The organism is Streptomyces sp. NPDC007162 (genome assembly GCF_040634175.1).
Taxonomy (GTDB): domain Bacteria; phylum Actinomycetota; class Actinomycetes; order Streptomycetales; family Streptomycetaceae; genus Streptomyces.
Genome location: NZ_JBEYFC010000289.1, coordinates 1 through 11266, shown reverse-complemented (window position 1 = coordinate 11266; position 11266 = coordinate 1). Strand labels below are relative to the sequence as shown.

Here is an 11266-nt window from a genome sequence, read left to right as displayed (position 1 = left end):
TCGACCGCGGCGCTGTTGAAGGCGACGTTCAGTCCGCCGTAAGCGGCGCCGAAGACGAGCAGGGCCGCGCCGAGGGCCGCTACCGAGTGTGTCAGGGAGTCGACCGGTGAGTCCTTGCGCCGGCTGAGGAGCTCGGTGACGACCTCGGGGTCCAGCGCGGTACCGCCGGCCGCCACCCGCTCCAGCGCGTCGAGGAAGTCGTCGACCCGGCCCACCCGGTCCTTGAGCAGGTATCCGACCCCGCTGCTGCCGCCCGCGAGCAGCTCGCCGGCGTACGACTCCTCCACGTACGGGGAGAGCACCAGTACCGGCTGCTCGGGAATCCGCTCCCGGGCCTCCAGCGCCGCCCGCAGCCCTGGCCGCGACGGAGACGTCGCCGAGGCCGTCGGGCGCGCCGTCAGCGCGCGGCCGGATGGGGCAGGTCGTGGGCCTCCAGACTGATCAGCTGGTCGGCGGTCGGGGCGGTGAGCTCGGCCACGCGCTGGGCCTGGCGCTCGGTCATCTCCTGGAAGACCTGGCGGGCCGAACGGCCGTTGCCGAACCCCTCGCCCTTGGGCATGGACCCGAAGAGCGCGAGGAGTTCCGCGCGGGCGGTGGGCGTGAGTTCGTAGCGGTGCTGTCCGGCCTGGTACTCCACGATCGACACCAGCTCGACCGGCTCGTAGTCCTCGAAGAGCAGGGTGCGGCCGAAACGGGAGGCGAGGCCGGGGTTGGAGCCGATGAAGCGGTGCATGTCGCCGGGGTAGCCGGCGGCGATCACCACCACGTCGTCGCGGTGGTCCTCCATGAGCTTCACCAGCGTCGCCACCGCCTCGGTGCCGAAGTCGTTGCCCGCCAGCGCCGGGGCCAGCGAGTAGGCCTCGTCGATGAAGAGCACCCCGCCGAGGGCACGGTTGAAGGCGGCGGTGGTCTTCGGACCGGTGTGGCCGACGTACTCGCCGACCAGCGCGGTCCGGTCCACCTCGATCAGATGACCCCGGCGGAGCAGCCCGAGGGCCTTGAGCAGGCGGCCGTAGAGGCGGGCGACCGTGGTCTTGCCGGTTCCGGGGTTGCCGGCGAAGACCAGGTGGCGGCTGAGCGGCGGGGCGGGCAGTCCGGCCTCCTCACGGCGGCGGACCGTCTGCATCAGCTTGACCAGGGAGCCCACGTCCTGCTTGACGCGGTCCAGACCGACCAGTTCGTGGAGTTCGCCGAGCAGGTCCTCCAGGTTCTCCTCCTCAGGCTCCCCCGTGTCCTCGGCGGACCCCGCGGACCTGGCGGCGGGGGCGGCGCCCGGAGCGGTCTGGCCGGCCGGGGCGGCGGGGGCGCCGAAGGCCAGCGGGGTGCCGTCGGCCGTGCAGTCCTCCAGGACCGGCCTGGCGCCGTCGTCGGTGCCCAGCGCCTCGGCGCAGTCCCGGACGCGGCAGTGCCGGAAGACCGGGTCGGCGCCCTTGGCGACGTGCAGGGCGGGGAACCCGGCGCGGGTGACGTCGAGCGCGGTGAACGTGCCACCCGCCCCCTCCGCCAGGAACACGCCGTTCTTGCCCGGCCGGTCGATCCGCAGCCCCGTCACCTCCGGTCTGGCTCCCGTCCACACGACCGCGCCGGAGCCCGCGCAGTCCTCCACCCAGCCGCCGTCCACCGTCGCCTCGGCACCCTCGTCGACCACCAGACCGGCCGCGCCCGCACCGCTGATCCGGATCCCGGTCAGGGAAGCGGCGCCGCCCTTGGCGATCTGCACCCCGATCTCCTTCGTGCCGGTCACCGTCGAGTCGGCGACCGTGCTTCCGGCGGCCGAGCCGATGCCGATGCCGGCGGCCGCCCCGGCGACCCGGCAGCCCGTGAGCGTGGCCACCGCGCGCTCCAGGACGCTGACCCCGGTCATGGCGACGTCGGTGATCCCGCAGTCGGTCAGCTCGACCCGCGCCTCGCCGGTGGCGTGCACACCGTGCTCCGAGCCGCCGCGGACCCGGCAGTCCGCGAGCCGTCCGACGGCCGTACCCGCCAGATGGACCGCGCTGAACGCGCTGCGGTCGATCCGGCAGTCGGCCAGCCGCGCCTCGCCCGAGCCCGTCACCAGCAGCCCGTTGGCGCCCGCGTCGGCCACCGAACAGCCCGAGGCGCTCAGCAGGGCGGTCTCCTGCACCACCAGGCCGCTGGCGGCCGCCCCGCGGATCCGGCAGTCGGTCAGCTCGGCCCGTGCCGACCCGGTCAGATGCACCCCCGCGGCGCCGGGCGTCTCGATCCGCGTCTCCCCGGCCAGCGCCTCGGTGGAGTCCTCCAGGAGCAGTCCGGCCCGCCCGCTCCCGGCCAGCACCGCGTCGGTGAGCCGCAGCCGGGACCGGCCGCGCAGCCGCACTCCCGAACCGGTCGTCCGCTCCAGCCGCAGCCGTACGGCGTCCAGGCTCGCGGTGCCGGACAGCACCACCCCGGTGCCGTCGACGCCGGTGACCGCCGTGTCCTCCAGACGCGCCCGGACGCTCCCGGCCAGGTGCAGCCCCGCCAGCCGGGCGCCCTCCACCCGGCAGCGGCGCAGTACGAGGGCCGTCGTACCGTCCTCCTCGTCCTCCGGGCCCTTCGCCTGTACCCGGCCGCCCTCCACCGAGCACTCCTCCAGGACCAGTCCGGCACCGGGCGACACGCTCACGGCGGGCAGCCCCGCGTCCGCACCCCACACGGTGAGGTTGTGCAGGGCGCAGTCCGGTCCTTCCACGGTCACCGCGGGCAGCTCGCCCGGCGGTGCCGCGATCACCACGCTGCCCCGGCCGTGCTCCGCCGTGAGCACCACGGCACGGTCGAGGACCAGGTTCTCGGTCCAGGTGCCGGGGGCGATCGCCACCAGATCCCCGGGGGAGGCGGCGCGTATCGCCTCGCCGATGGTCCGGTAGGCGCCCCGGCCGCCCTGGCCCTTGGGCGCCACGGTGTGGCGGGTGGTCATCTGCTGTCCTCAGTCCTCGGTGGTCGCCGCCGCCCGGTCAAGGCGCCTGGTAGTACGTGGGATTGATGCTCGCACGGTACGAACTGGTCAGGTACAGCGACTGGATCGACTTCTCGAAGATCTTGAAGGGTAGCTGGATCCAGAAGTCGGCGAAGCCCTGGCGGTGGAAGAGCCGGCTGCCGGCGCTCATCACGAAGACGTTCTTGACGAGCCCGGTGGTGGCGGCCGTGGTGACGGAGGCAGCCGCGTTGATCCCGCCCTCCCAGACCGCGTCCCCGCCGTGCAGCTTCACGGTCTGGCCGTCGGCGTTCGTCACACCCCACACCGCCGCGTTCATACTGCCGTTGACCCAGCCCGAGAGCGCGCTGCTGAAGACACCGAACGAGTAGTCGTAGATGCCGCCCCGCCAGCGGGTCGGCGTCTCGTTGCCCGCCCACTCGTTGACCCAGGTCTTGTCGTGGTTCAGCGGGCGGCGGGTCCACGGCTTGCCGCCGTCGATGTTGGCGATGCCGGCCTTGAACGTGCCCAGCTTCTCGAACCCGAGGGCCCGGTTCTCGTGCACCGCCGTGCTCAGACCCGTCTTGATGCCCGCGCCGACCGCCGCGTTGGCGAACGACTTGAGGGCGTCCTTCCCGGTGAACGGCTTGTTCTGGACGGCCGCCACGATCCCGTTCACGGCGAGGTTCGCGCCGAACTCCAGGATGAACTCCTGACCGAACTCCAGCGCCGCCTTCTTGGCCACCGTCCGCCAGTACGGCTCGTAACGCGCTTCGCGCAGCGCCGCGTTGCCGTCGGGCAGCACGGTGCCGGACCACGGCATGCGCTGCGCCTCCCGGGTGGTACGGCCCCAGCCGCGGATCTCGGTCAGCGGGCCGCGGAAGTCGTACTCGTTGCCCACCAGCCGCCAGCTGTTGAACGTGTCTCGCTCGAACACCAGGCCGCTGTCGGTGCGCTGGGCGATCAGCTCACCGTCCCTGTTGTAACGGTTCCACTGGCCGCGCCAGGCGTCCGTCTCCAGGAACCCGCCGCCGTCCGCCTTGCGCTCCCGCACCACGCTGCCGTGGTCGAACTCCTTCCAGACCGAGCCGGCCGGGGCGTGCTGCGTGACGGTCGTGCTGTAGGCCCGCACCCGCAGCGGTCCGCCGTTGTGCAACGGGGTCTCGCGCAGGACGGCGGGCGCGGCCTGGCCGGGGACGCGCAGCTCGTCACGGAAGTGGCGGGCGCCGGCCGTCCACCGGTCCTGCCAGGCACGGCCGTTCCACCACCGGCGGACCTGCTCGCCGTCGCCCACGGCGACGGGCGTGCCGTCGCGTTCGTGGGCACTGACGCGCCAGTCGCCCTGGTTGTCCCGCCAGGCGTCGACGTACCGGCCGGAGTCCAGCATCCGGCGCTCGCGGACCAGGGTGCCGTTGCCGTCGTAGTCCCGGTAGGAGTCGTCCCAGGGCAGCCGCGAGTCCTTCGACCCACGGAAGAACTCCCTTCGCCCGCTGCCGAGTTCGGTGCCCTGGGCGTCCAGCTCACGCCAGGCCCAGCGGCCCGAGCCGGCGCGGCCGGAGCCCTGGACCACATGTCCGGCGGTGCCGTCCGGGTTGGCATGGCTCTGCCCGACGAGGTTGCCGTGCGGGTCCCGGTCCACCCAGGTGCGGTCACCCGTGAACTCCCGCACCACCCCGCCCGGGCGGCCCTCACGGGCGGTCCGGGTGACGCCCCCGGCGTCCTGGTGGACGTCCTGCCAGAGCCTGCCCTGCGGGTCGTTCGTGAGCCGGTGGCGGTAGCCCCTGAGGTGGCCGGCCTGCCAGGGGTGGTCGGCCGGGTCGGCCGGGGGGTGGCCGGGGCGCGCCGCGTGGTCGCCGACCTTCAGGGAGGTGCCGTCGTGCAGCTTGCCGCTGAAGCGCGCGAAGGTGCCGTCGGCCGCCAGGTCCAGGGCACTGCCGTCCATCCCGACGTACCGCACCCCGGAGGTGGTGGTGCCGTCGCCCGCCTCCTTCGTCCAGGTGAACAACTGGTAGGTGTCGTCGCCCCGGACATGGGCGTACGGCGGCCGGGTGTGCTCGGCGTCGGCCAGCCAGCGGGTGCGGACCCAGGTGGGCGGGCGCTGCTCGCGCCAGCGGTCGGTGGTCAGGAAGCCGTCGCCGAGGGGCTCGCGCTTGCCGACCTCCTTGCCGTGCGGGGAGTGCCGCTCCCAGGTGGCACGGAGGGTCCCGTCGGCCGGGTCCATGGCGTGTTCCTGGTACTGGCCGGCCCGCTCGGGCCATTCGCCCATGCCCCACTGCCGCTGCGCGATCCGGCCGTCCGCGGTGCGGTCGGTCCAGCCGCTGCCGACGCGCTCACGGATCCGCGGGCCCGAGGCGATCACCATGCCCTCGCCGTCGTGACGGTGCCAGGTCCAGGCCCCGTCGCCGTCGTCGACGCCCAGGGTGTGGCCGGTCCGGCCGTTGAACTTCTGCAACCCGTCGCGGTACTCGCGCACCGTGCGGCCCCGGCCGTCGGTGTCGCGCCAGCCGGTGCCCGCCGTGTCGTAGTGCCGGCTGCCCGTGCCGACCGGCGTGCCGGTGTCGTCCCAGCGCACCCAGTGGGTGCGGGGGTTGGTGCGGGCGAAGTCGATGGTGTCGGTCCGGCGGAAGGAGTCGACCACGTCGCCGGAGGCACCGGGCAGCACCCGGCGCTCGAAGACCGGCACCTGCTTCCTGGTCGAGCCGAGCAGCTTGACGTGGCCGCCCGCGGCGCCCGACAGGTCGGCGGTGCCGTGGTGGAACGCCCCGGCCGCCACCGGCGCACCGGACCTGGTGGTCCGCTCCCAGGTGCCCGTGGCGTGGTCGACGACGTACCGGTAGTCCGTGCGCCGTCCCTTGTCCAGGACGTTGAAGCCCTGCCGGGTCACGCTGCCGTCGGCGGCCAGGTGCACGAACTCGCCGTGCCGCGGGCCGGTCCGGTCATTGAACGCGATCCGGGTGGTGCCGTCGGGGTGCCGGACGGCGTCCCAGTGCGCGAGCCTGCCGCCCGCCGCGTCCTCCAGCCAGGCGGCGGGGTGCGCCGCGGTCGGCGGATCCGTGACGAGGAGGCGTCCGCCGTGGCCCGCGGGCAGCGGGGTGCCGGTGGCCGTGACGGCGCCCTGGCCGTCGTACCGGGTGAACGTCCCGTCGGCCAGGGTGGTTCGGTGCCCGCCGCCGGGCAGCGGGACCGTCTCCTGGACGAACCGCCCGGTGTGCTGGTCGAAAACCTGGTGGCCGCCGCCGGGGCGGGCGATCTCGATGCGACCGGCCGGGTCGAAGGTGACCGCCCGCGCCGGGTCCGTCGCGAAGGCCTCGTCCAGCCGGCGCGCGGCCGCCCCGAGCGGCCGGTCGAGGTGCCCGGCCGGTGTGCCGTCCCGTCCGGTCAGCCGCAGTCCGTCGCCCGCGAACGCGCCGTTGGGCGCGAAGGTGCGGTGACCGGCGTCGTGGACGGTGCGGAAACCGCCGTTGCCCGGCAGCGCGGTGACGGTGTCGGGCAGCCCGTTGCCGTCGGCGTCGGTGAGACGGTGCCCGCCGGTGCCGTCCGGCTCGGCGAACCGCGCGCCCCGCTGCCCGCCGACCGGGTCGGCCAGCGCGGTCGAGGTGCTCACCGGGCGGCCGTGGGTGTCGTGGAGCACGGACTCGCCGGTGACGTCGTCGATCGTGCGCGGCCGGTTGCCGCCGACCGCGACGACCCGCTGGGGCAGCGGATGCCCCGCTGTGTCGGTGAGACGGTGACCACCCGCGCCGTCCGGTACGACGATCCGGCCGCCGCGCACGTTCGCCGCCGGGTCGAACAGGGCGAGGCCGGTGTCCCGGTAGCGGCCGTCGGCCGTGAACCTGCTGGTCGCGCCGCTGGTCTCGTCGGTCACCCGGAAGCCGGAGCCACCGGGCAGCGCGGTGACCGTCTGCGGCTGCCGGGCGCCCGACGCGTCGGTCAGCGTGAAGCGGCCCGTGCCGTCGTCGGCCACGAACCGCTCCCCGCGCGTGCCCCGCGGGTCGGTCAGCGCGACACCGGACTCCTGGAGGCGGCCCTGGCCGTCGTGGCGTACGGACACCCCGGTCGTCCCGTCGGTGACCCGGACGCCGTTCCCGTCGCCCAGATCCTGCACCCGCAGGTCCAGCCGGTCGCCCGCGAGATCGGTGACGTGGACGTCGGCTCCGTCGGTGACCCACACCCGGTCGGTCCCGGCGGGGACGCCGTCCCGGCCGGTGAGCTGGACGCCTTCGTCGAGCCGGAGACCCAGGGCGTCCACGCGACGGGTGACGCCGGTGTCGAGACGGGTGATCCGCGTGGCGTCGCCGGGCAGCGGGAAGGCGGTCAGCCGGTCCGCTCCCGGGCCGTGCACCGTCAGGTTCTGGCGGATGCCGTGGCCGTCGATGCCGGTGCGCAGGCGCAGTCCTGTCGGTCCGCCGTCGGCCTCGCGCAGCGGCATGTCGTAGGCGATCCGGTCGCCGTTCGCGGTGTAGGTGTCGACGGTGTCCGACGGAGTGTGCCGGACGTCGAAACCGCCGTCCGGCCGGACGACGACCGTGCGCGTCGGGTCCGGGTGCGACTGCTGGTCGACCACCCGCAGCGTCACCGCGTCGTCCTGGCCCACGCTCCGCTCGATGGTCAGGCCGTTCGGCCCGCTCACGCCCGAGTTGTTCAGATCTGTCCGGTGGACGGCGGGCGGGGCGGTGTCGGGCAGCGTGTCGTGCTTGCCCGCGCCGAGCGTCGCGCCGCGCCGGGTGGCATCGATCCGGATCTCCTGGATCCGGGCCTCGATCTCGGTCGGACGGACACCGAGATCCTCCAGGTTCGTGTACGCGGTGCGGAACCGGTCCTGAGCGGCGATCAGTTCGTGGTTGAGCTGCACGTCGTACTCGCTGACACCCCGTGAGGTGCTGGCTCCGCCCGGCGCGCCGCGCAGATCCTCGACCCGGTCCAGTTCGACCCGGGCCGACGACAGCTCGACCCAGGCCTCGCGCAACGGCCGGCCCTCGCCGCCCAGCAGCTCGTCGAACCGCGCCGAATCCTCCGCCCACGGCATCTCCCCGGGCTGCCGGGAGGGTACGGCCGGGCCCTTGCCACGGTTCGGCCGGTCCGGTGCGGCGGGGGTGGTGTCGGCGTCGGCTCGGACGGGTGCGGCGGGGGTGGTGTCACCGGTGTCGCGGAGCGGCGGGGTGCCGTCCAGCAGGCTCAGGGCGTCACTCTGCCGCTGGGCCTGCGCGGACCTGTCGATGCCGTCGAGCGTCGTCTGGAGCCTGGTCCGCGTGTGCGGGGTCGTGCCGCCGGCGGCGAGCGCGGCACGGGTGCGGCCGGCCAGCCCGCCCCCGTCGCCGCCGAGCCGCCGGAAGTCGTCGAGCAGCCGGTAGGCGTTCGCCTCCGCCCGGACCTGGTCCAGCAGCTGTTCCACCCCGGTCCGGCGGACCGAGTCCGGGCGGTCCCGCAGGAAGCGCTGGGCGGCGTCGGCCAGGTTGTCGAGGGCCTGGGCCCGCCGCGCCAGCTGGTCGGCGGGCACGTCGTGGAAGGCGGCGAGGGCACGGTCGACGTACCGGATCTGCGAGCGGGCGCGGATGCCGTTCTCCCGGTACGTGCTGCGCCGGAAGGCGGCCCGGTCGAGAAGGTCGGGCGCGGCCGGGTGAGCGGTGCCGGGCGCCGTCGCCCCGGCGGTGTCGCCGGTCCGCCGGGGCGGCCGGAGCACGTCGTCGAGGACGGCGTCACCGAGCGGCCGCGTGGTCCGGCCGCCGTCGGACCGCGTGTCGTCCCTCGGCGGCATCGGGGTGAAGCCGTCGCCGCCGTCGTGCGGTGCGGCCGGGTGGATGTCGTCGAGATGCGTCGCGGCCGTGTCGGATTCGGTGGGGTGGGGCGGGGTGGTGTCGGTGTCCGTGAGGTGGGGTGTGCGTGTCTCGGTGTCGGTGGGGTGCGGTGGGGGCGTGTCGGTCTCGGTGAGCCGGGACGCAGGCGTGCCGGTGTCGAGCGGGTGCGGCTGGAAGGTCTTCGTCTCGGTCTCGGCGGCAGGGTGCGGTGCGGTCGTGTCGGAGAGGTGCGGCGGCGCGGGCTCCGTGTCGAGGGGGTGCGCGGGGGCGCCTTGGTTCGTTGAATACGAGACGGCGGCGTCGCCCTGCTTGACCGGCGGCGTGGCCGTCTCGGAGTCGAGAGGGTGCGGGGCGGGCGACTTGGTGTCGCGGTCGTGGGGTGCCGGGGTGTGGGTGTCGAGGTCGTGAGGAGCCGGGGACACGGTGTCCGTGTCGGGGTGGTGCGGTGTCGGCGAGCCGGTGCCGAGGTCGTGCGGCGCGGGGGAGGTGCTGTCCAGGCCGTGGGAGGGGAGGCCGTCGCCGGTGAGTGCGGGGGCCTTGGTGTCGGGGCCCAACGGCGGGTGCGGGAGCTCGGGTCGGGCATGGGCCGGGGCCGTGTGGACGTCGGTCGCACCGGACCCGGACGGTGCCGCCGTCCTGGTGTCGGTGCTCGGCGGCAGGAACAGCCGGCGGCCCTCGTCCGTCAAGTGGAGGCCCGCCCTGTCGCCGTAGACCAGTTTCTCCTTGGACAGGTGCTTGTACGCCTTGTCGAAGGCGGTCCTGCCCAGACTGACGGCCTCCGCGGTCTGCTTGCCGTCGGTGGAGTTCACCAGGGAGCGGAAGCCGTCCGAGTTGGCGAGTGCCCGGACCAGCTTCTTCATCTGTTCGCTGATGCCCGGCACGGCCCCGAGCGCGTCCTCGGCCGCTTGGGGGAGCGTGTTCAGGTTGGGTCCGTTCGACGCGGCCGCCGACGAGGAGGTCTCGGCACCCTGGGTCCTGGCCGGCCTGGGCTGCGTCTTCACCGCGTCCGGGTCGGGCCCCTGCTTCAGGGTGTCGATACGTCCGTTGATGGTGTCGAGAAGCTTCACCCGCTCGTCGAGCAGCCCCTGCGCCATGGTCTTGCGGGCGCCCTGGGCGATGCCGTGGAACTCCTGCGTCAGCTTGACCGCCTGCTCGGCCAGGGGCTGCGCCTTGTTGAGGTTGTAGCGCTGCGCCTTCCGGTTGTTGCCGGCGACGGCGTTGTCGGCCTGGCGCAGCTTGTCCGAAGCCTCGTCGAAGGCCTTGCCCGCGGCCCGGGCGGCCGGGTCCACCGTGCCGTCGGCGAGATAGCGCCCGTCGCCGTCGCTGTGGTGGACGTCGAGCGGCCTGGGCCACTCTGTGTCGACACGGCTCTCGAACGGATTGATGGGCAGCCCGGAGCCGAACTTCGCCTCGGGCCGGTACAGCTTGGAGACGACCGCGCCCATCTGCTCCACGCCGACCTCGCCCTGCGCGGCGAGCCTGAGGACGTCGTCCTTGAACCCGCCGCCGATCAGGTGCACCTCACGCACCACGGACAGGGCGAGCGCCTCCTGGACGTGCGCGCCGTGGAAGACCTCCTGGTCGAAGGAGACCGAGCGGGAGCCGCCGCCGCCCGGATACTCGTACGTCCAGCGGGCCCGCTTGCCCATGTCCTCGAAGCCCTTGTCGTACGTGGCGCTGCGGACGGTGTCGTCGCCGAACTTCAGGTCACGCATGGTCTCGCGGTCCAGCGGGTGCAGCTGGTCGTGCAGCGACACCCAACCGCCGCGCTCCTCCAGGACCCTGGCGTCGAAGACGAGTGTGGTGGGCCCGTACCGGGTCGCCATCGGCTTGTCGCCGGCCTCCATCCGGAAGAAGACGAAGTCGTCGTTGCCGAGGTTGGAGGTGTTCTTCCCCGAACTCTTGCCGGACGCGAGGAACCTGATGCCCCGTCGGGTCAGGTCGCCCTGTGAGGACATCACACCGCTGTTGGCGATGGCGTGGTAGGCGGGGGTCGCGTGCTTGATGCGGTAGGGCAGGTTCTGCAGGCTGGACAGCAGCTTCTCGAACTGTGCGCGCTCCGCCGGCGGCAGGCTGTTCAACAGCTCGCCGACGTCCCGGCGCAACTGCGTGATGTTGCGTTCGGACAGCTCCTGCACGAAATGCGTCTTCTGCGCGTCGGAGAGCTTCTCGAAGTCCTCGAACTCGGGGAAGATCTTCTTCCACTGCTCCTGCGAGCCGGGCAGTTCGGCCTTCCACTGCTGGCCGGTGGGCACCTCGGCGTACGCCTTGTCGCTGCGGAAGCGGCGGGCGACGGCGGGCATGTCGCGCTGGAGGCGGTTGATCGAGAACTCGGTGCCGTGGAAGCCCCTGACGGCGACGGTCTCGCCCGGCCCGGCGGCCTTGACAGCATCGTCGACCGTCCTGGCGAGTTGGTGGGCCACGGTGGAGACGGGAGCGTGCTCGTTGCGCAGGGTGTAGACACCGCCCAGCTCGGCGGCGTCCTTGATGAAACCCTGGAGGGAGGCGAGCGTGGCCCGCACTTGCATGCCGGGTGAGACGGCCACCCCGCCGACGC

Annotated in this window: 2 protein-coding genes and 1 pseudogene; all 3 read right to left on the bottom strand. The window is 73.7% G+C overall.

What is annotated here, in order from left to right; genetic code table 11:
* Positions 1-89: 89 nt before the first annotated feature.
* A pseudogene (locus tag ABZ646_RS28540) lies at positions 90-356 on the bottom strand (DNA-binding response regulator); the annotation flags it as partial.
* Positions 357-397: 41 nt separating this feature from the next.
* On the bottom strand, positions 398-2917 hold the full coding sequence (locus ABZ646_RS28535) for a right-handed parallel beta-helix repeat-containing protein (RefSeq protein WP_360524782.1): 2520 nt from the start codon (positions 2915-2917) through the stop codon (positions 398-400).
* Positions 2918-2954: 37 nt separating this feature from the next.
* Entirely contained in the window at positions 2955-11237 is an 8283-nt protein-coding gene (locus tag ABZ646_RS28530; protein WP_360524779.1) for a hypothetical protein, read from the bottom strand.
* Positions 11238-11266: the final 29 nt, after the last annotated feature.